At 72.4% G+C, this 21,257-nt stretch carries 17 protein-coding genes; 10 read left to right on the forward strand and 7 right to left on the reverse strand.

Translation table 11 applies throughout. The features are described from left to right. Window positions 1-14: 14 nt before the first annotated feature. Together hydA and EV187_RS15980 are read right to left on the reverse strand one after the other, a co-directional pair. Window positions 15-1,451, reverse strand: a complete 1,437-nt coding sequence (gene hydA, locus EV187_RS15975) for a dihydropyrimidinase (protein ID WP_130354012.1) — start codon at window positions 1,449-1,451, stop codon at window positions 15-17. Between the two features lie 27 nt (window positions 1,452-1,478). Beyond that, window positions 1,479-2,327, reverse strand: coding sequence for a nitrilase-related carbon-nitrogen hydrolase (locus EV187_RS15980; protein ID WP_130354013.1), 849 nt, complete (start codon window positions 2,325-2,327; stop codon window positions 1,479-1,481). A 241-nt stretch (window positions 2,328-2,568) separates the two neighbouring features. Between EV187_RS15980 and EV187_RS15985 the strand changes: the two genes are divergently transcribed. Next, window positions 2,569-3,993: an aminotransferase-like domain-containing protein gene (locus EV187_RS15985; RefSeq protein WP_242609637.1), complete on the forward strand. Its 1,425-nt coding sequence runs from the start codon at window positions 2,569-2,571 to the stop codon at window positions 3,991-3,993. Here EV187_RS15985 and EV187_RS15990 read toward each other — a convergent pair. Then, window positions 3,987-5,201 (reverse strand): hypothetical protein, encoded by a 1,215-nt coding sequence (locus EV187_RS15990; protein WP_130354014.1) that lies wholly within the window; start codon window positions 5,199-5,201, stop codon window positions 3,987-3,989. The two genes, EV187_RS15985 and EV187_RS15990, sit on opposite strands and share 7 nt — an antisense overlap. Window positions 5,202-5,363: 162 nt before the next feature. Continuing rightward, a complete protein-coding gene (locus EV187_RS15995; protein ID WP_130354015.1) occupies window positions 5,364-7,433 on the reverse strand; it encodes an elongation factor G in 2,070 nt (689 codons plus the stop codon). Window positions 7,434-7,691: 258 nt separating this feature from the next. Here EV187_RS15995 and EV187_RS16000 point away from each other — a divergent pair, with 258 nt between their 5' ends. The 7 genes from EV187_RS16000 to EV187_RS16030 all read left to right on the forward strand — a co-directional run bounded on the left by EV187_RS16000 (window position 7,692) and on the right by EV187_RS16030 (window position 15,313). Continuing rightward, complete coding sequence (locus EV187_RS16000) at window positions 7,692-9,080, forward strand: HNH endonuclease signature motif containing protein (RefSeq protein WP_130354016.1); 1,389 nt, start codon at window positions 7,692-7,694, stop codon at window positions 9,078-9,080. 134 nt (window positions 9,081-9,214) lie between these two features. Next, window positions 9,215-10,237, forward strand: a complete 1,023-nt coding sequence (gene cofD / locus EV187_RS16005; protein ID WP_130354017.1) for a 2-phospho-L-lactate transferase — start codon at window positions 9,215-9,217, stop codon at window positions 10,235-10,237. Between the two features lie 191 nt (window positions 10,238-10,428). Beyond that, window positions 10,429-11,454 (forward strand): NAD-dependent epimerase/dehydratase family protein, encoded by a 1,026-nt coding sequence (locus EV187_RS16010; RefSeq protein ID WP_130354018.1) that lies wholly within the window; start codon window positions 10,429-10,431, stop codon window positions 11,452-11,454. Window positions 11,455-11,687: 233 nt separating this feature from the next. Continuing rightward, window positions 11,688-12,776 carry a putative F420-0 ABC transporter substrate-binding protein gene (locus tag EV187_RS16015; protein WP_130354019.1) on the forward strand — a complete coding sequence of 363 codons (1,089 nt, stop codon included), beginning with the start codon at window positions 11,688-11,690 and terminating at the stop codon, window positions 12,774-12,776. Further along, window positions 12,773-13,912 (forward strand): putative F420-0 ABC transporter permease subunit, encoded by a 1,140-nt coding sequence (locus tag EV187_RS16020; RefSeq protein WP_130354020.1) that lies wholly within the window; start codon window positions 12,773-12,775, stop codon window positions 13,910-13,912. Before EV187_RS16015 ends, EV187_RS16020 begins: the two co-directional genes overlap by 4 nt. Continuing rightward, window positions 13,909-14,802 carry an ABC transporter ATP-binding protein gene (locus EV187_RS16025; protein ID WP_242609638.1) on the forward strand — a complete coding sequence of 298 codons (894 nt, stop codon included), beginning with the start codon at window positions 13,909-13,911 and terminating at the stop codon, window positions 14,800-14,802. The genes EV187_RS16020 and EV187_RS16025 overlap by 4 nt, the downstream gene beginning before the upstream one ends. A 10-nt stretch (window positions 14,803-14,812) precedes the next feature. Continuing rightward, window positions 14,813-15,313, forward strand: a complete 501-nt coding sequence (locus EV187_RS16030; protein ID WP_130354021.1) for a nucleoside/nucleotide kinase family protein — start codon at window positions 14,813-14,815, stop codon at window positions 15,311-15,313. 4 nt (window positions 15,314-15,317) lie between these two features. Here the strand turns inward: EV187_RS16030 and EV187_RS16035 are convergent, their stop codons facing one another. From EV187_RS16035 to EV187_RS16045, 3 genes are read right to left on the reverse strand one after another with little or no spacing between them, the layout of a single operon-like run. Further along, window positions 15,318-16,196 (reverse strand): ABC transporter permease, encoded by an 879-nt coding sequence (locus EV187_RS16035; protein ID WP_207221858.1) that lies wholly within the window; start codon window positions 16,194-16,196, stop codon window positions 15,318-15,320. Window positions 16,197-16,206: 10 nt separating this feature from the next. Continuing rightward, a complete protein-coding gene (locus tag EV187_RS16040) occupies window positions 16,207-17,190 on the reverse strand; it encodes an ABC transporter ATP-binding protein (protein WP_130354023.1) in 984 nt (327 codons plus the stop codon). Between the two features lie 12 nt (window positions 17,191-17,202). Further along, a complete protein-coding gene (locus EV187_RS16045; RefSeq protein WP_130354024.1) occupies window positions 17,203-18,465 on the reverse strand; it encodes a LolA family protein in 1,263 nt (420 codons plus the stop codon). Between the two features lie 245 nt (window positions 18,466-18,710). Between EV187_RS16045 and EV187_RS16050 the strand changes: the two genes are divergently transcribed. Next, window positions 18,711-19,145: a group I truncated hemoglobin gene (locus tag EV187_RS16050; protein ID WP_207221859.1), complete on the forward strand. Its 435-nt coding sequence runs from the start codon at window positions 18,711-18,713 to the stop codon at window positions 19,143-19,145. Between the two features lie 147 nt (window positions 19,146-19,292). Next, complete coding sequence (ggt, locus tag EV187_RS16055) at window positions 19,293-21,155, forward strand: gamma-glutamyltransferase (protein ID WP_130354026.1); 1,863 nt, start codon at window positions 19,293-19,295, stop codon at window positions 21,153-21,155. The last annotated feature ends 102 nt before the right edge of the window (window positions 21,156-21,257 follow it).

Here is a 21,257-nt window from a genome sequence, read left to right on the forward strand (position 1 = left end):
TCGTGTGCGGGGGATCAGACGAGGTACGAGCTGAGGCCGCGCTTGAGGAAGCGGCCGTCGCCCTTGGCGCCGAGGTACTCGTCGCCGTCGACGATGACCTTGCCGCGCGAGAGCACCGTGTCGACGTGGCCGTCGATCTCGTAGCCCTCCCACGCGGAGTAGTCCATGTTCATGTGGTGGGTCTTCTCGAGGCCGATCGACGTGTGGCCGTTCGGGTCGTACACCACGATGTCCGCGTCGGCGCCGGGCTGGATGGCGCCCTTCCTGCCGGCGAGGCCGAACATCCGCGCGGGCGTGGTGCTGGTGAGCTCCACCCAGCGCTCGAGCGTGATCTCGCCCGTGACGACGCCCTGGTACATGAGGTCCATGCGGTGCTCGATCGAGCCGATGCCGTTCGGGATCTTGCGGAAGTCGCCGAGGCCGAGCTCCTTCTGGTCCTTCATGCAGAACGGGCAGTGGTCGGTCGAGACCATCTGCAGGTCGTTCGTGCGGAGCGCCTGCCACATCGCGTCCTGGTGCCGCTCCTCCCGGCTGCGGAGCGGCGTCGAGCACACCCACTTCGCGCCCTCGAAGTGCCCCCACTGCTCGCTCTCCGCGCCGAGCTGCTCCTCGAGCGAGAGGTAGAGGTACTGCGGACACGTCTCGCCGTAGACGTTCTGGCCCTTGTCGCGCGCCCACGCGAGCTGCTCCACGGCCTGCTTCGCCGACACGTGCACGACGTAGAGCGGCGCACCCGTCAGCTTCGCGAGCATGATCGCGCGGTGCGTCGCCTCCTCCTCCATCTCCCAGGCGCGGGCGATGCCGTGGTAGTACGGATCGGTCTTGCCCTGGTCGACGAGCTGCTGGGCGAGCACGTCGATGGCAGGGCCGTTCTCGGCGTGCATCATCGTGAGCATGCCGGTGTCGCGGGAGACCTGCATGGCCTTCAGGATCTGCGCGTCATCCGAGTAGAAGACGCCCGGATAGGCCATGAAGAGCTTGAAGCTCGACACGCCCTCGTCGGGCAGCCGTCGCATCGCCGCGAGCGAGTCCTCGTTGACGTCGCCGACGATCTGGTGGAACCCGTAGTCGATCGCGCAGTTGCCCGCCGCCTTCTCGTGCCACGCGGCAAGCCCGTCCTCGACGCGCTGACCGTAGGTCTGCACCGCGAAGTCGATGATCGACGTCGTGCCGCCCCAGGCGGCCGCCCGCGTGCCCGTCTCGAAGGTGTCGGATGCCTCGGTGCCGCCGAACGGCAGCTGCATGTGCGTGTGCGCGTCGATGCCGCCCGGGATCACGTACTTGCCGGCGGCGTCGATGACGCGATCGACGGATGCCGCGACATCCGTGCCCAGCAGGGTGCTGCCGGGCTCGAGCACGGCCCGGATCGTCTCGCCGTCGACGAGCACGTCGGCGACGGCGCGACCCGTGGCGCTCACGACGGTGCCGCCGGTGATGAGGGTGGTGGTCATGGTTCGCTCCTTCGCGTGGCTCGTCGACTACGGCTTCGGGATGGAGGTGTAGGAGTCGGGACGCCGGTCGCGGTAGAACTGCCAGGCGTTGCGGACGTCGCGGATCATGTCCATGTCGAGGTCGCGCACCACGACCTCCTCGTCGGTCTCCGAGCCGTACCCGCCGACGATGTTGCCCTGCGGGTCGACGAACTGGCTCTTGCCGTAGAAGTTCACGGCGAGTTCGCCGTACTCGTTGTCCTCGAGGCCGACCCGGTTGGCGGCGGCCACGAAGTAGCCGTTGGCGGCGGCGGCGGCCGGCTGCTCGATCTCCCAGAGGCGGTTCGAGAGGCCCGGCTTCGTGGCGTTCGGGTTGAAGACGATCTGCGCGCCGTTCAGGCCCAGCTCGCGCCAGCCCTCGGGGAAGTGCCGGTCGTAGCAGATGTACGCGCCGATGGGCCCGACGGCCGTGTGGAACACCGGATAGCCGAGGTTGCCGGGGCGGAAGTAGAACTTCTCCCAGAACTTGTCGAGGTTGGGGATGTGGTGCTTGCGGTACGAACCGAGGATCGTGCCGTCGGCGTCGACGACGACCGCGGTGTTGTAGTAGACGCCGGGCTGCTCCTCCTCGTAGATCGGCAGCACCATGACCATGCCGAGCTCCTTGGCGAGCGCCGCGAAGCGCTGCACGATCGGGCCGTCGGCCGGCTCGGCGTAGTCGTAGTACTTCACGTCCTCGGTGATGCCGAAGTACGGGCCGTAGAAGAGCTCCTGGAAGCAGATCACCTGGGCGCCCTGCTCCTTCGCGTCGCGGGCGAACTGCTCGTGCTTGTCGAGCATGGACTCCTTGTCGCCGGTCCAGGTCGTCTGCGTGATGGCCGCTCGGACGATGGTCATGTTGCCTCCTGAGTCGGTCGGCGTCGTTGCCGTCCGCTCGGTGCTCTGGGCGGGGGAGTGCTGCTCAGGTGCTACCGGGCGATGCTGCGACGCCGAGAGGTGGGGGTTTCCGAACGGGACTCGCGACCCGTTCTGTTATTGTTCGGCGTGAACATTTCTCTTTTGTTTCACTCTGTGTCGCTGTGGTTAATCATCCTGTCCCTTGCTTCGTGAGGAGGCAATGGTCGTGTCGGGTATTCATGTGACTGGTGCTCATCCGACGGGGCTTCGTGCGGATGCCTCCGCGCTGACCGCGCTCGCCGAGTTCCCCGATACAACCCCCCGCGGCATCGCCGGGGTGATCGCCCGCCTCGTGAACACGGGCGACCTGGCGGCCGGCGAACGGCTCCCCACCGTGCGCGAGCTCGCAAGCGCCCTCGGCGTGAGCCCGGCGACGGTGAGCCAGGCGTGGCAGGCGCTGTCGCGGGCGGGACTCATCGAGTCACGCGGCCGAGCGGGCAGCTTCGTGCGCAGCGCGACCTCCGCTCGCCTCGCGCCCCGGATGCGCGGGATGGCGGCCCCGAACGACCCCGTGCGCCTCGACCTCTCGCGCGGGACCCCCGACCCGCTGCTGCTGCCCGCGCTCGGGCCGGCGCTGTCGCGGGTGTCGGCGCGCGCGGAGACCGGGAGCTACCAGGCCGAACCGGTGATCCCCGCGCTCGCGTCGGTGCTCGCGGCGTCGTGGCCCTCGACGGTGGAGTCGATCATGGTCGTCGACGGCGCGCTCGACGCCATCTCGCGCACGCTCGAGCAGGTCGTGCGCTTCGGCGATCGCGTGATCGTCGAGAGCCCCGGGTTCCCGCCCTTCCTCGACCTGCTCGACGTGCTCGGCGCCGAAGCCGTGCCCGTGCGGCTCGACGAGTACGGCATGGTGCCCGACGCCCTCGGCCGTGCGCTGCACCGGCGACCGGTCGCGGTGCTGCTGCAGCCGCGCGCCCAGAATCCCACGGGCGCGTCGATGACCCCGGCGCGCGCCGAGGAGCTCGCACGCGTCATCCGGGCGGCATCCGACGTGGACGACCTCGTCGTGATCGAGGACGACCACTCGGGGCTGATCTCCACCGAGGGCGACGTGACGCTCGGCACGTGGCTCCCCGACCGCGTCGTGCACGTGCGCAGCTTCTCGAAGTCGCACGGACCCGACCTCCGCATCGCGGCGCTCGGCGGTCCCCGCGAGCTCGTCGACCGCGTCGTCGCCCGACGCATGCTCGGCCCGGGCTGGACGTCGCGGATGCTGCAGACGATCCTGCTCGACCTGCTCACCGAGGGCGCATCGATCGATGCGGTGGCGGAGGCGCGGCGCCAGTACTACACACGCCAGCGCGCCCTCGGCGACGCCCTCCGCGCCCGCGGCGTGCCCGTGGCGCCGGCCGACGGCATCAACCTCTGGGTGCCGGTGCTGAGCGAGCGTTCGGCGCTCGTGCAGCTCGCCGCGGCCGGCATCCGGGTGGCGGCCGGCACGCCCTTCCTCGCCGCATCCGACTCGGCGGATGCCGCGAACGGCTCGCGCTCGCGGCCGGGCGGCGACTTCGTGCGCGTCACCGTCGGCGTGCTGCGCGACGGCACCGACGAGGTCGCGGACGCCCTCGCCACGGCGGCGCACCACCTCGCCGCGGGCGGCTACTGACGGCTCAGCGGCTCGGTGCGGTCCGACGGCGCGCCGTCTGATCCGGCCGCGCGATCGATGGACCGAGGGCGCGGTCGCGCGTAGTCGAGGATCCAGACCGCGGCTGCGCCCAGCGGCAGCAGCGCGTACTCGGCGGAGCGCCCCGTGACGACGACGACCGCCGTGACGCCGACGGCCGCAAGAACGACCGCGACCGTCATGACGCGATACCACGGCGGTCTGCCCGCGGTCACGCGAGCCCACCACTGGAACACCCGGAACGGACCGGGCAGGGGAATCCGCGACTCCAGCCAGATGCTCTCCGCCCTCGTGGCCGGTCCCGCGACCTCGGCACCCGGCAGCTCGAGCGGGTCGAGACTGCCCTCGGCCACGAGCGCCACTTCGGCGGGAATGCCGCAGTAGTCCGCCATACGCGCGAACGTGTCGGGCGAACTCGAGGGCTTCCGCAGCTCGATGCGGAACTCCTGCGCGCGGTGCTCGCGAACGCGTGCCGCTCTCGCCATGATCCTGAACGACGGGTCGAGCTCGAACTGGCTCTCGACGATCTGGCGCATCGTGAGGCCGTCATGGTCGACCTGCCACCCGTCGGACGGGTCGACGACCACGAAGTGCTGGTCCCACCATCGGAGGTCCGACCGGAACCGCCCGCCGGCGGCGAAGGCACGACGCGACCGGCTGGCCCACATCAGCACGGATCGGCCCCGTCGCCAGTACCCGGAGATGACGAGCGCCTGAGGGTCGTGCGGGACGTACAGCACTCCCCTGCCGAGTGGGACCCAGGTCACGGGGCCGCCGAGGGCGTGCGCGACGAGCTCCGGCGCTCCGAACTGCTGCGACTCGGTGTACCACGCGAACGAGCGGATGCCCCAGCCATGCGACGGCGGACCCGTTTCGTCATCGGCCGGGGCGTCTGGTTCGCCGACCCACGCCGCGCGCCCGAATCGCTCGCGCAGACGCATTCGGAAGCCTTCGAGCTCACCCCTCCCGAAACCCACGGCGGCCTCATCGGGGAACCATTGGGCGGGAACGCCCGACTCGTCGGCGAACAGCACGCCGTACACCTCGGCCGAGGAATCACCCGCGAGCACGTTGACGGCGCCCACGACGCCCTCGGCTTCGAGGAAGGCGACGAGCTCGTGGCTCGGGTCGTGCCCGTCGTGGACGGGTACGCCGAATTCGGTCATTCCGAGCGTCTCGAGGCGCTCCATCGCGGCTCCTTCGGGTCGGCCGTGTGTCGGCCAGTGCCGCGCTCCTCGATCGTAGGGCCGAGGCCGCGCCCGGGGCATCCGAGCCGATAACGGTTCGGAGAAGATCAGCCGTTCCCGACCGACCGGCCCCAGGTGCGTCTCGCGGTCGCTGCGCGCGCCGCGTCACGCCTTGACGGGGTTCGGCACCCGCGCGTACCTGTCGGGCGCGATCGTGAGCTCCGCCCGCCCGCCGGTCATCGACCGCAGGTCGAGCACGTACTGGCCGAGCTCCGCCTCAGGCACGTTCGCCACCACGCGGGCGCGCCCGTCCTCGGTCGTCTCCGTGGCGTGCACCCGCCCACGACGGCCGGACAGGTCGGTCAGCACGGTGCCCTGCAGGTCGGCCGGGACCGTGACGGTGACGATCGAGAGGGGCTCGAGCATCACGGTGCCCGCTTCGGCCAGCGCCGCCTTGACCCCGATCGACGCCGCCGTGCGGAAGGCCATTTCCGAGGAGTCGACCGAGTGCGACTTGCCGTCGTAGAGCTCCACCTTCACGTCGACCACCGGATGCCCCTGCGGACCGCCTGCCGCGAGCGCGTCACGCGCGCCCTTCTCCACGGCCGGGATGTACGTGCGCGGCACGGAGCCGCCCACCACGGAGTCGACGAATTCGAAGCCGCCGCCCGGCGGCAGCGGCGACACCCGCAGCTGCACGACCGCGAACTGGCCGTGGCCGCCCGACTGCTTCTTGAGCTTGCCCTCCACCTGCGCGTTGCCCGCGATGGTCTCCCGGTAGGCGACGGGTGCGGGAGACGTCGTCACGTGCACGCCGAACACGCGCGCGAGGCGCTCGACCGCGACCGCGACGTGGGTGTCGCCGAGGCCGCGCAGCACGGTGTGGCCGCCCGTTCGGTCGATCATGAGCGTCGGGTCCTCCGCGACCAGCCGGGCGAGCGAGGACATCAGCTTCTCGTCGTCGGACTGCGTGGCCGGGGCGAGGCTCACGGCGAAGACCGGCTCCCGCCGCGGCTGCGGGGTGGGGCGCGCCGTGCCGTTCGTGCGGGTCCACAGCAGGGATCCCGACGGCGATCCCGTCAGCTTGGCGACGGCGCCGACCTCCCCCGCGCGCAGCGCGTCGACGGGAAGGTGCTCCGAGCCCCGCAACCGGAACAGCCCGTGAATGCGCTCGTCGGCGCCGGTCGTCGCGTTGTGCAGACGGTCGCTCGGACGCACCACGCCGGAGAGGACCTTGAACATCGAGATCTGGCCGACGAACGGGTCGGCCACGGTGCGGAACACCTGCAGCAGCGTCTCTCCGTCGGCACTCGGCGCGACTCGGTGCTCCGTGCCGCCCTCGCCGTCGGCCGCCCCGCCGACCACGATGCGGCTGTCGTGCTCGAGGGACGACGGCGCCAGGCTGCAGAGCAGGTCGGCCACGCGGTCGACGCCGGTGCCGGTCGCAGCGGAGCAGACGACCACGGGCACCGCCTCGCCGGTCGCCACCTCCCGGGCGAACGAGCGCTCGAGCTCGGGAGCCGACGGCTCGTTCCCGTCGAGGTACGCCTCGAGCTGGTCGTCGTCGTGCGACACGATCTCCTCGGTCACCTCGACGTGCAGCCGGTGCTCCTCGGCCTCGGCGTCGGCCGGCATCGGACCGTCATGGTGGCGGCCCTCGTCGTCGTACTCGAGGGCCTGCTCGCTGAGCACGTCCGCGATCCCGTGGAATGCCTGCTCCTCGCCGAGCGGCAGCTCCAGCGCCCAGAGCCCCTCGCCGAAGGCCGCCTGCAGCTCGCCCAGCACCCGCCGGAAGTCCGCGCGCGCCTTGTCCTCCTGCGTGACGACGACGATCCGCGGCACGCCTGCCGCCTCCGCGGCCGCCCAGACGAACCTCGTGCCCGCCGTGACCCCGTCGACGGCGCTCACGGCGACCAGGGCCACGTCCGCCACCGCGAGCGCGGTGTCGACGCCGCCCACGAAGTCGGGATGTCCCGGTGTGTCGACGAGCGTGATGGTGTGCTCGACGCCGTCGGGATCCGACCATCGGAGCAGGGCGAGCGAGAGCCCGAGGGTCATGCCTCTCGCAATCTCCTCGGGCTCGTGGTCGCAGACCGTGTTGCCCTGTTCGACGGTGCCCGCCCTCGAGATCTCGCCTGCCCGAAGCAGCAGGGCCTCCGCCAGGGTCGTCTTGCCCGAACCCGCCCCGCCGATCAGGGCGACCGTCCGGTGTGTCGGAGTCGCTGCCGAGTTCATGAAACCTCCCGCGCCGCTGCGGACCTGTCCGTCCATCGTGTACCCGTCGGGCCGGGAATGCCAGAGGCACGGCGATCGAGCTTGGGGTCTCCTCGTCCCCGCGCATCGGCTGCGACGTGACCATGTCCGATCGCGGGGCGCCGGTTCGACTCGTCCTCCACAAGCATCGTCAGGAGGGTCCCTTCCACAGGTAAAACACCTGATCACGACGATTTCACGCGTGATCCGGATGTCGGTGGGTGGGTGCAGGATCGAGCCATGGACGATTCGCTGCACTCTTTCCGACGACACGTCGAGGAGCTGCACGCGGCGTGGGCCGGCGGCGTGCCCGCGTCGTCGCACGTCGGCGGCGACGCGCACGCCGAGGTCGAGCAGATGAGCGACGACGCGCTCGTACGCGTCGGCGACCTGCTCGCACGGGTGCGGCGCGACGCCGAGGCGATGCTGGCACTCGTGGCCGCCGAGATGTCACGGCGGTCGGGGCCCGAGTTCGGTGAGACGGGCCTCGCGAAGGCACATGGGTTCCACAACGCCGCGCGACTCATCGCCGCTTCCACCGGCGGTTCTCGGCACGATGCCGGGCGACTCATCGCGGTGGGTCGGGCTACCGCGAGTCGCCGGGCATTCGGTGGCGAGCGGCTTCCCGCCCGGCATCCGCACGTCGCCGCAGCCATTCGAGCGGCCGAGATCTCGCTCGAGGCGGCCTCCGCGATCACGGCGATGCTCGACCGCGTGTCCGTGAGGGCCGATCCGGCTCGAGCCGACGATGTGGAGTCGGCGCTCGTGGCACTCGCGTCGCAGGTGCCGCTCGACCTCCTCATGCGGGGTGTGCGCGAAGCCGAGGCGCGACTCGACGAAGACGGCGTCGAACCACGCGAGCAGCAACTGCGACACGAGCGCACGCTCACGATGCGCGAGGACATCCACGGGATGCTCCATCTGCACGCACGGCTCGACCCCGAGAACGCGGCGCCCGTGAAGGCCGCGATCGAGGCGCTCGTGAGCGACGTCCTGCGACGACGCATGCCGAGGTCCTCCGATGAGGGCCCCATCGTCGACGACCTGCGCACCATTCCCCAGCTCCAGGCCGACGCGCTCGCGCAGGTCGCTCGGCACTTGCTGGGCTGCGAGCAGACGCTCACGCCGCTCGCGAAGACCACCGTCGTCGTGCGCCTCGACCTCGACACCCTCGTCAGCGGCATCGGGCACGCGCGCGTCGACGGCATCGACCAGCCGATCTCCGCCGCGACCGCGCGCCGCATGGCCGCCGACGCCGAGGTGATCCCCGCGGTCCTCGGTGGGCAGAGCCTCCCGCTCGACCTCGGGCGGGCCGCTCGCCTGTTCAGCAGGGCGCAGCGCATCGCCCTCGGCGAGCGCGACGGCGGCTGCGCGTCGTGCGGACAGAACATCGCCTACGTCGAGGCGCACCACATCGACTGGTGGGAGCGCGACGCCGGCCCGACCGACCTCGCGAACGGCGTGCTGCTCTGCAGCTTCTGCCACCACGCGGCGCACCGGGAGGGATGGGGAATCCGAGCGACGGCGGGTTCGGTGTGGTTCATCCCGCCGCCGCATATCGATCCCCGCCAGACGCCCCGACTCGGCGGACGCGCCCGATTCGAATCGGCGGAGGCCCTGAGTGCATAGCGTGCGATGCGCCGAGGGCGGATACGACAGGCTGAGCCACCTGTATGCCGAGCCGCGGAGCCCGCCCGGCGCGGCAAGTACGGAGCGACGACGGGCGATGCGACGCGCGCCCAGCACGACCCTAGGCTTGCAGGATGCGGATCACGGTGCTCGCTGGCGGGGTGGGTGGGGCGCGCTTCGTGCGCGGCGTTCGAGAGGAGTGCGCCCGACGCTGGCCCGATGGGAGTGGCGGCACCGACGCATCCGTGACGGTGGTGGTGAACACCGGCGACGACCTGTGGCTCGCCGGCGTACGGCTGATGCCCGACTTCGACTCGCTGCTCTACTCGCTCGCGGGGGTGAACGACACCGAGCGCGGCTGGGGTCGCGCCGGCGAGACCGAGCGGGTCGCCGCCGAGCTGCGCGAGTGGGGTGTCGGCTGGCCGTGGTTCACGCTCGGCGACCTCGACCTCGGCACGCATCTCGCGCGCACCGCCTGGCTGCGCGAGGGCGCGACGCCCTCGGAGGTCGCGAGGCGCCTCCAGTTGCGCTGGCCGCTCGGCGTGCGACTCATCCCGGCGACCGACACCGAGGTCGACACGCACGTGCTCGTCGCCGACGCCGACCAGCTCGACGGCGAGCGCGAACTGCATTTCCAGGAGTGGTGGACCCGCTACCGCGCCGCGCTGCCCGCCATCGCATTCCGCCAGCGGAATATCGAGGATGCGCGGCCGGCGCCGGGCGTGGTGGAGGCGATCCTCGGCTCCGACCTCGTGCTCGTGGCCCCGTCGAATCCGGTCGTCTCGATCGGCACGATCGTGTCGGTGCCCGGCATCCGCGAAGCGATCCTCGAGACTCGTGCGCCGGTCGTCGGGGTCTCGCCGATCATCGGCGGCAAGGTGGTGCGTGGCATGGCCGACGCGTGCCTGCCGGCGATCGGCGTCGACACGAGCGCCGAGGCAGTCGGACGCCACTACGGCGCGAGGTCCGCCGGCGGCATCCTCGACGGCTGGCTCGTCGACGAGGCGGATGCCGCCGCGGTCGCATCGCTCGAGGAGGCCGGCCTCGTCGCGGCATCCGTGCCCCTCTGGATGCGCGACCTCGACACGTCCGCGGCGCTCGCGGGTGCGTCGATCGAGCTCGGCGATCGGATCCAGGAGCACCGCGAGCTCCGCTGATCGCGGACCCGGGCCCCGGGGCCGCACCGGGCCGATCAGGCCGACCAGGTCGGCGCAGGTCGGCGCAGGTCGCCTCAGGTCGGCGCAGGTCGACCCCGGTTCGACGCACCCGTCGACGCATCCGTCAACCCGGTGATCGGCGCCGCGGGCCCACGTAGCCTGCATCAGGTCGGCGACGGAGGGAGATCCACGTGCGCATCGTGATCATCGGAGCGACGGGCAACATCGGCACGGCGGTGCTGCGGCGGCTGCACGACGCAGCGGCGCCGCACGAGCTCGTCGGAATCGCGAGGCGACGACCCGACGAACGCGCGGAACCCTACCGCGGCGTCGAATGGCACCTCGTGGACGTCTCCGTTCCCGGCGCGGTCCCCGAGCTCGCCTCCCTCCTCGACGGCGCCGACGCGGTGCTCCACCTCGCCTGGATCCTGCAGCCGAACCACCGTGAACGCGAGCTGTGGGCGACCAACGTCGACGGCCTGCGGCGCACTCTCGGGGCGGCCGTGACCGCCCGCGTTCCGCACGTCGTGGTCGCCTCCTCGGTCGGCGCGTACAGCCGCGGCCCGAAGCACTCGAGGGTCGGCGAGGAGTGGCCGACGGGCGGCGTGCACACCTCCCACTACAGCCGCCACAAGGCGGTGGACGAACGCGTCCTCGACGCCTTCGAGGCCGCGAATCCCGACGTCGTGGTCACGCGCGTGCGACCCGGACTCGTCTTCCAGCGCGACGCGGCGAGCGAGATCGCACGGCTGTTCGTCGGCGCACTGCTGCCGGTGGGCTGGCTCGGACGAGTGCGAGTCCCGGTGCTTCCGGTGCCCGCGCAGGTGATCTCCCAGGCCGTGCACGCCGACGACCTCGCCGACGCGATCGTGCGCATCATCGAGCGCCGGGTGGGCGGTGCGTTCAACGTCGCCGGAGAACCGGTGCTCGACCCGGTCGCCCTCAGCGAGGTGGTCGGCGCCCGTCGCGTCGTGCCCGTGCGCCTGGCGGTGGTGCGGGCGCTCATGTGGCTGAGCTGGAAGCTGCGCCTGCAGAACTCCGACCCCGGCTGGCTCGACATCGCCGCGAACGTGCCGGTGATGTCGACCGATCGGGCGCGCTCGGAGCTCGACTGGGCGCCGCGTCGACGATCGACCGACGCGCTGCGCGAGGTGCTCGACGGCCTCGCCGACGGTGCCGGACTGGATGCCTCCCCTCCGCTCGCGCCGCGGGCCTGACCGCGCTGGCGCCCGGCCGCGCACGGGAGCACGCAGACGGCGCAGGTCGACGGGAGCGGACGGCACGGCCGGCGCCAGCGCCGCCGCCAGCGCCGCCGACCCAGACGCCCGTCGCGGGTCTACGATGGAGACGACCGCCGGTCTGGATCTGACCGGTGCGCGTGTGGCCCGGGATTGGGCCGCGAGTCCCCGACCTCGTCGGAACGTCACTTGCACACCGTCCCGGAGGCCCCATGCCCGCCCCCACCCCCGTCGTCCCGCCGTCCAGCCGCGCGCGAGGCCGCAATCGCGCTCCTCGCGCGCCTCGCGCTCCTCGCGCGACGACCATCGCCGCGCTCGGCGCCCTCCCGCTCGCCGCACTCCTGCTCGCCGCCTGCGCGAGCGGGTCGACCGCCTCGCCCGCGGCGGAGTCGGATGCCGCGAGCGACGGCGCTGCGGCATCCGCATACCCGCTCACCATCGACAACTGCGGCACCGACGCGACCTTCGAGGCGCCACCGCAGCGCGTGGTCACCATCAAGTCCTCGACGCTCGAGCTGCTCCTCGCACTCGGCCTCGAGGACCGCATCGTCGGCACCGCCTTCACCGACGGGCCGGTGCCCGACGAGTACGCCGATGCGGCATCCGGCCTCGAGTCGCTGTCGGACAAGGTGCCGTCGCAGGAGGCGACCCTCGCGTCCGAGCCCGACCTCGTGTTCGCCGGCTGGGAGTCGAACCTGACGGCCGAGGGCGCGGGTGATCGCGACACGCTCGCACGGCTCGGCGTCGCCACCTACGTCGCGCCCGCCGCCTGCAAGGGCGCGGGCTACATGCCGAACCCGCTCACGTTCGACGAGGTGTTCCGCGAGTTCGAGGAGGCCGGCGTGATCTTCGATGTGCCGGATGCCGCGGCCGACCTCGTCGCGACCCAGCGTGCCGAGCTCGACGCGATCGAGCCGAGCGATGCCGGCCTCACCGCACTCTGGTACAGCTCGGGAGACGACACCCCCTATGTCGGCGCGGGCATCGGCGCGCCGCAGATGATCATGGACGCGGCAGGCCTCGACAACGTCGCGGCCGACGTCGAGGACACCTGGACGTCGATGGGCTGGGAGGCGATCGTCGCCGCGAACCCCGACGTGATCGTGCTCGTCGACGCCGCCTGGAACACCGCCGAGCAGAAGATCGCGCACCTCGAGTCGAACCCCGCGACCGCGGCGCTGCCCGCCGTGCAGCAGGAGCGATACCTCGTCATCGACTTCCCCGCGACCGAGGCGGGCGTGCGCAACGTCGGCGCGGTCGCGTCGCTCGTCGACCAGCTCGGGGAGCTCGGCCTGCGATGAGCACCACGCGGGCGCAGGCGGGCGCGGCCGGACCGGCGGGCGCGGCCGGACCGGCGGGCGCGGCCGGACCGGCGGGCGCGGCCCGCGCGGTTGCGGATGCCGCGACGTCTCCTCCCGCCCGCTCGCGCACCGGCCTGCGCACCGGCGCCTGGGCCGTGGGCCTCGGCCTGGTGCTCGTGGCATCCGTCGTCGTCGCCGTGACCATCGGTCCCGCCGGCCTCAGCCCGGCCGACGTGTGGGCGAGTGTGCTCGCGCACCTCGGCATCGGCGAGCCCACGCTGACGCCGCTGCGCGACGGCATCGTGTGGGAGCTGCGGATGCCCCGCGTTCTCACCGCCGCCGCGGTCGGGGCGGGGCTCGCCCTCTGCGGCGCCGTCATGCAGGCGCTCACCCGCAACCCGCTCGCCGACCCGTACCTGCTCGGCCTCTCGTCGGGCGCGTCGGTGGGCGCCGTGGTCGTGATCGTGCTCGGCGTCGGCCTCCTGCTGCCGTTCGCCGCGTTCGCCGGGGCGCTCGTCGCGCTGGCGGCCACGCTCGCGATCGCGAACGCGGCCGGTGCGCTGACGCCGACGCGCACCGTGCTCGCCGGTCTCGCGGTGTCGTCGGTGTTCGGCGCGATCACGAGCCTCGTCATCTTCTGGAGCGCCACCGGCGACAGCTACCGAGAGATCCTGAACTGGCTCCTCGGCTCCCTCGCGGGCACCGACTGGACCTCGGTCGCCCTCGCCGGCGGGGCGATCGTGCTCATCGGCGTGCCGCTGCTCGCGAGCGCCCGAACGCTCGACGCGTTCGCGTTCGGCGACACCGCGGCGGCAGCCCTGGGCGTGCACGTGGGCCGGAGCCGCGTTCTCCTCCTGGTCGGCACCGCGCTGCTCACGGGCGCCCTCGTCGCGGTGAGCGGCGCGATCGGCTTCGTGGGCCTCATCCTTCCGCACGCCGTGCGGCTGCTCGTCGGGTCGCGGCACCGGGCGCTGCTCCCGCTCTCGGCGCTCGCCGGCGCGATCTTCCTGATCTGGGCCGACACGATCGCGCGCACGATGTTCGACCCGCGCGAGCTGCCCGTCGGCATCGTCACCGCGCTCGTCGGCGGCCCCGTGTTCGCGGTGCTGATGCTCCGGAACCGGAGGCTGGCGTGAGCAGCGCACGCGGTGTCGACGCGCTGCATGCCGACCGGGTCCGCTTCAGCCGCGGGCGCCGCCTCATCATCGACGATGTCGACTGCACCGTGCCCGGCGGCGCGGTCGGGGCGCTCCTCGGCCCCAACGGCGCGGGGAAGAGCACGCTGCTGCACCTCATCGCCGGGGTCGAGCTGGCGGATGCCGGTACGGCCCGGCTCGGCGCACGCGACCTCGCCGCCCTGCGCCGACGCGACCGGGCCCGGGTCATCGCGCTGGCGGAGCAGGAGGTGCAGGACGTGCCCGGGCTCCGCGTCGCCGAAGTGGTCGCCCTCGGCCGCACACCCTACCTGGGCGCCTTCGCCGGCCCCGGCGAGCTCGACCGCGCGGTGGTGCGCCGCTGCCTCGAGGACGCCGACCTCGTCGAGCTCGCGGACCGCGAGTACGACACCCTCTCGGGCGGCGAGCGCCAGCGCGTGAACCTGGCCCGCGCCCTCGCGCAGGAGCCGGAGCTGCTGCTGCTCGACGAGCCGACCAACCACCTCGATGTGCGCGCGCAGCTCGCGATGCTCGGACTCCTGCGCGAGCTGGCGCACGGTGGGCTCACGGTGCTCGCCGCCCTGCACGACCTCTCCCTCGCCGCGGGCTACGCCGACCAGGTCATCGTGCTGGCGAACGGGCGCGTCGTCGCGTCCGGCGAACCACGGAACGTGCTGACGCCCGGGCTGATCCGCGACGTGTGGGGCGTCGAGGCGCAGGTGCTGGAGCATCCGTCCACGGGGCGGCCGTTGATCGCGTACTCGGAGGCCTCCGACCCCCGGACGGCCGGCCGGGCGGTCGATCCGGCCCGCGACGGCGCCCGCGATCGGACGGGCGACCGAGTCGGCCACCGTGTCGACGAGCAGGCGTAGCCTTGACGACATGGCTGAGCTGAGCGACGAGCGGCGGGCGCTGCTCGACTGGATCGCCGAGGAGTTCCTGCACAACTCGTGGGCGGGGCGGCGGCTGGTGGCCGTCGAGGGCGCGACCGACGCACCGGCGGCTCGCTTCGCCGACGACCTCGCGACCGTCCTCCGCGATCGCGGCCAGGCGGTGGTGCGCGTCTCCGTCGGCGACGTCGACGAGGCGACGCTGCGCCGCGACACGGTCGAGCCGTTCCGCGCCGGGACGCTCCCCGGTGACGAGGGGGCCGACACGGTCCTGGTCGTCGACGGACGGCGGCTGCTCAACGACGCCGTGCGCGGCATCTGGCATTTCTCGGCGTGGACGCTCGCCGGTGACGAGCTGGCCAAGACGGGCGTGAACGTCAACGTCGACGTCACCGACGAGGCGTCGCCGAGCCGGTACTTCTACGACTACTGCGCGATCCCGCCGAGCTTCGGCGAGCGTGGCGCGTCGACCGTCTCGGGCAGCCCGGGCTGAGCCGTCACGACAGGACGTCCTTCGTGAGGAACCGGCCGATCGCGAGCGCGCCGAACACCACGAGGTAGCCCGCCTGCAGCACGGCGTTGTCGATGAAGTTGTCCCACACCATCGGCTCGCGCAGCAGGTCGGCGAAGCCCAGCCAGTAGTGGGTGAACAGCCATGGATGCAGCCACTCGAGCTGCGGCAGCGCGTCGAGGATCTGCGACACGACCGCGAGGATCGCCGTGGCCGCCATCGCACCGACGGGCACGGTCGTGAGCGTCGAGAGGAAGAGCCCGATCGCCGACATGCCGAGCAGCGAGACCGTGACGAAGGCGGCGATGGCGAGGAGCCGCACCAGCGCGTCGCCGACGCTCACCGTGGCGCCCGAGAGCAGCGTCACCGGCCCGATCGGGAACAGCAGCCAGCCCACCAGCGTGCCGACGACCACCACGGTGAGGGTCCCCGCCACGCAGAACGCGGCCGCCCCGGCGTACTTCACGAGCAGCAGCCGGATGCGTCCGGCCGGTGCGATGAGCAGGTAGCGGAGCGTGCCGTGGCTCGCCTCCCCCGCGATCGTGTCGCCGGCGACGACGCCGATGGTGAGCGGCAGGAACAGCGGGATCGCGACGAGGATCGCCGTGACGCCCACGAACAGTCCGTTGTTCGTGATCTCGCTGAGGAACGCCGGCCCGCGGCCGGTCGGCGCCGGCCCCGCGATGATGATGGCGACGGCGATGAGGATCGGGATGAGCGCGAGCGCGCCGAGCATCGCCCACGTGCGACGGCGGCGGAACAGGGTGAGCAGCTCGGAGCCGAGCAGCCAGGCGGTGCCGCCACCGGTGCGCGCGTCCCGCGTCGCGACCGACCCGGCGGATGCCTCGACGGTCTCACCGGGCAACGTCGAACCCTCACTGGACAACGTCGAACCCCTCGCCCGTGAGTTCCACGAACCGCTGCTCGAGGTCGGCGTGCACGGTCTCGAAGCCGCGCACCCGCACGCCCGCCTCGACGAGTGCGGCCACCACGACCTCGGGCGGGGTCGCGCCGAGGCGGGCGGTCACCGACCCGTCGGGATCGTCGTCGCCCGCGGCATCCGCAGCGCTCGGTCTCGAGACGGGATGGTCGGCACCTGCCCGAGCCTCGAGCACGCGAGCGAGCACCTCGCGGGCGAGGGCCGCGTCGGGCGTGCGCACGAGCACCCGGGCCTCGCCCTCGTCGCGGAACTCGTCGAGCGTGCCCTGCGCGACCAGTCGGCCGGCGCTCATGACGCCCACGTGCGTGCACACCTGCTCGACCTCGGCGAGCAGGTGGCTCGACACGAACACGGTCGTGCCGTCGTCGGCGAACGATCGGATGAGCGCGCGCACCTCGCGCGTGCCCTGCGGATCGAGCCCGTTCGTGGGTTCGTCGAGCACGAGCAGCTCGCGTCGCATCAGCAGCGCGTTCGCGATGCCGAGCCGCTGCTTCATGCCGAGCGAGTAGGCGTGCACCTTCTTCCGGGCCGCGTGCGACAGGCCCACGCGGTCGAGCGCCTCCGCGACGCGGGCGTTCCGAGTGCCGCGCGGCGCGTGCCGGTCGGCGGCGTCGAATCGCCGCAGGTTCGCCTCACCCGAGAGGTACGGCGAGAACGCCGGCCCCTCCACGAGCGCGCCGACTCGCGGCAGCACCACATCGACGTGCCGAGGCATGTCGGCGCCGAGGACGCGCGCGTCGCCCGCGTTCGCCGCGACGAGGCCGAGGAGCATCCGGATGGTGGTGGTCTTGCCGGAGCCGTTCGGCCCGAGGAACCCGAACACGGACCCGTGCGGCACCGCAAGGTCGATCCCGTCGACGGCGAGCTGCGAGCGGAAGCGCTTGGTGAGGCCGTGCGTCTCGATCGCGAGGTCGGGCACGCGCGGCGCCTGTCAGCGACCGCTCGAGGCGACGGCGAGGAGGTGCTCCGGCGTGACGGCGCCGGCGAGCACGCGCCCGTCGTCGGTGAACAGCACCGTGACGAGCGAGGTGGAGATGAGGCGTCCGCCGTCGACGCGCTGCGCCAGCGAATCGAGCATCGCCGAGGCGTCGCCGAGGCCCTCGGCAGCGTCCGGGTCGCCGGTGGCCGCATCCGCGCCCTCGTCGAGCCCGGCCGGGCCCCGGCCCGCCGGGAGCTCCACGACGGTCGACCAGCCCGAGCCGTGCACGATCGGTCGCGGCGTCCCCTCGGCATCGACGCCGGTCTCCGCCTCGGCCTTCAGCTGCTCGAGCTCGGCCACGGTCGGGATCGGCACCTCGTGCTCGGTCACCTCCGCGCCCTCGGGCGGGGTGAACGCGAACACCGAGGCATCCGGCGCCGCGAATGAGACGTCGGTGAAGGCGACGCTGAACGCCGGCTCGTCGGCACCGGCAGCGGTGACGGATGCCGCGAGCGGAACGCCGGTGTCGCCGTCGATCGCGACCGACACCTCGCCGACGAGCGTGTCGTCGTCGCGGGGCACGAGCACGAGCTCGTACACCTCTCGCCCGGCCACGCGCGCGTCGGTGCCGACCGACACCTCGGTGGACTCGTCGAGCTTCGCCAGCGCCTCGTCGAGCACCTCATCGGGCGTCGGCAGGGGGCCGTCGAGTTCGGCCTCGAGTCGCTCGCGCGCCTCGTCGGCGTGCGCCTCGGCCTCGGCCTCCAGCGCCTCGAGCGCAGCTCGGTCGACCGTCACGTGGGTGGCCGTCTGCTCGCGCGAGTCCCAGATCCAGGCGCCGCCGTCGGTGATGTACACGTCGCGCTCCCCGAGGCGGTCGAGCACCTGCAGGCGCTTGTCCCCGCCGTCGACGTACACCTTCGCGGTGTGGTTCCCGGTCACGAGCGACATCAGGTCGTCGAGGTCGGCGCCGGAGGCCCCGGCGTCGCTCCCCTCGTCGTCGTCGCCGCCGGACGCGCCGCCCATGCCGCCGGTGAGCCCCGACAGGTCGGGAAGTCCGAGCTCCGACGTCTGCTCGACGGTTCCCGACAGGGCCTCGACGTCGCTCGACGCCGCGAGCTCGAGGAGCTCCTCTGGCGTCAGGTCGGGCAGGTCGACGGCGGCGTTCGCCTGCATCGGCACGAGCACGACGGCCACGCCGATCGCGATCGGCGCGGCGATGGCGGGGATCCAGCGGCTGAATCGACGCGACGCCGCTGCGCCCTGGGCAGGCATGGTCTCAGGGTACGCCGGTCGCGGCATCCGGTGCCTGATCCGTGGGGAACACACAGGATCAACCCCGCCGTCGAAGGGTCGGCCGGCGACCGGGAACACCGGCCGATGACCGGACGGTCCGCCGTCCCGACGACCATTGACGCCGAGCGGTGGCCGTTGTATAACCAATGAATCCTGACTATAGAAAATGGCCGTCCCAGTGGACGGTGCGGCCGGTTCAGGCAATGGAGATCGAGGTGCCAGCCATGTCGGAGCAGAGCCTCTACGAACGCCTCGGCGGCGTCTTCGCCATCGCCGCCGTCGTCGACCACTTCAGCGACGCCGTGGTGGAGAATCCGATCGTCGGCCGGCGGTCGGAGAACCCCGCCCTCCGGGAGTGGCACACCCGGAACCTCGGCAGGCTTCCCGGCCTGAAGTTCATGCGCACGCTGTGGGTGTGCAACGTGGCCGGCGGGCCGTTCCAGTACACGGCCACCGAGCCCGGGAGCACGGCCCTCGGGCTCGAGGAGGCGCATCGCCGCTTCCGGATCTCGCCCGAGGAGTTCGACGAGGTCGCGGCCGAGCTCGGCCGCACGCTCGACGTCGTCGGAGTGCCCGAACAGGAGAAGGGCGAGGTCCTGGCCGCGTTCGCCGCGCACAAGGACGAGGTCACCGAGGGCTACCGCGCCGCCGCGAGCTGAGGGGCCTCCGGCCGAAGATCGATCCGCCCCGGATGACGCTCCCGCGGCGTCGACTCGCCGGCGCGAGCCGACGCACCGTTGCCGACGGAGCCCGCAGGGGGCTACCGTGAGGGCATCCGGCTGTGTCACCACTTCGGGGGGATTCCCATGGTCAACGACGACCACCGCATCACCGTCCAACGCGCGGGCATCGCGGTCGCGGCCGCCTTCGCTCTCGGGATCGTCGGCGTCGGCGCGCCGGCCTCCGCCGCTCCCGTCGCCGAGCCGAGCGCCGCGGCGGTCGGCACCGGGCGCCCGACTCCACCGGCTCCCTCCACGTCGACCGGGTACGGCGGTGCCGTCTCCTCGGTCGACGCGTCCGCCAGCGCCATCGGCCTCGAGGTGCTGCGCGACGGCGGCAACGCCGTGGATGCCGCGGTCGCCACCGCGGCGGCGCTCGGCGTGACCGAGCCCTACAGCTCTGGCATCGGCGGCGGCGGCTACTTCGTGTACTTCGACGCCGCGAGCGGCGAGGTCACCACGATCGACGGACGCGAGACGGCACCGGCGGCGATGCCGAGCGACGCCTTCGTGATCCCGGGGAGCGTCTCGGACACGGCGCCGTTCGGTGTCGGGTACCCGTTCGCCGACGCCGTGTCATCCGGACTCTCGGTCGGCGTGCCGGGCACGCTCGCGACCTGGGAGGCGGCGCTCGACCGATTCGGCACTGCGACGCTCCGTGACTCCCTGCAGCCCGCCATCCTCCTGGCGACGAGGGGGTTCACGGTCGACCAGACCTTCCGCGACCAGACGCTCTCCAACGCCGCGCGCTTCGCGCAGTTCCCCGACACCGCCGAGCTCTTCCTCCCGAACGGCGACGCACCGAAGGTCGGATCGATCTTCAAGAACCTCGACCTCGCGATGACGCTGCGGCAGATCGCCCTGAAGGGCACCGACGTGTTCTACGAGGGTCCGATCGCCGACGAGATCGCCGAGATCGTGCAGGATCCCGACACGACGCCCGGGGCGACGCTGCCCGCGTTCCCCGGGTACATGACCGCCGACGACATCGCCGGCTACGAGGTGATCGAGCGGGATCCGACGCGCATCGAGTACCGCGGCCTCGACGTCTACGGCATGGCGCCGTCGTCGTCGGGCGGCACCACGGTCGGCGAGTCGCTGAACATCCTCGAGAACTTCGACCTGTCGGCCGAGGACGTGCCGCAGGCCCTGCACCTCTACTTCGAGGCGACCGCCCACGCCTTCGCCGACCGCAATGCGTACGTCGGCGACCCGGCGTTCGTGGACGTACCGACGGAGACGCTGCTCAGCCAGGACTTCGCCGACGCCCGGGCGTGCGTGATCGACCCCGACGTCGCGTCGGTCAAGCCGGTGCCGCCGGCCCCGCTCAACGCAGCCGGCTGCGCCGTGGCGGCCCTCGAGGGGCCGGCCGACACCGAGGGCGTCTCGACGACGCACCTGTCGGTCGTCGACCAGTGGGGCAACGCGGTCGCGTACACGCTCACGATCGAGTCGACCGGCGGGTCGGGCATGACGGTGCCCGATCGAGGCTTCCTGCTGAACAACGAGCTCACCGACTTCAGCTTCGTGCCCAACCCCACCGACCCGAACATCGTCGAGCCCGGCAAGCGTCCGCGTTCGTCGATGTCGCCCACGATCGTGCTCGACGAGGGCGAGGTGCGGTACGTGGTCGGCTCGCCCGGCGGGTCGATGATCATCACGACGGTGACGCAGGTGCTCATGAACCGCATCGACCTCGGCATGACGCTGCCCGAGGCGGTGGCGGCGCCTCGCGCCTCGCAGCGCAACACGGCGGCCGTGGCGGCCGAGCCGGCATTCCGCGCCGCCTACGAAGCCCTGCTCACGCCGTACGGGCACACGTTCACCACGACGGCCGAGATCGGCGCCGTGGCCGCCATCGAGGTCGACGCCGGCGGGCTCATGACCGCGGCGGCCGAGCCGGTGCGGCGCGGCGGTGGAACCGGCCTGGTGGTCGACCCGGCCGACTGACCCCGGCCGACTGAGCCCCGGCGACTGAGCCCCGGTGGGGTGGGTCGGTCCGGCAGGAGGACCCACCCCGCCGGTCTGGGCTGCCGAGGCGCGCTAGCTGTG

This window comes from Agromyces ramosus (assembly GCF_004216665.1).
GTDB classification, from domain to species: Bacteria; Actinomycetota; Actinomycetes; order Actinomycetales; family Microbacteriaceae; genus Agromyces; species Agromyces ramosus.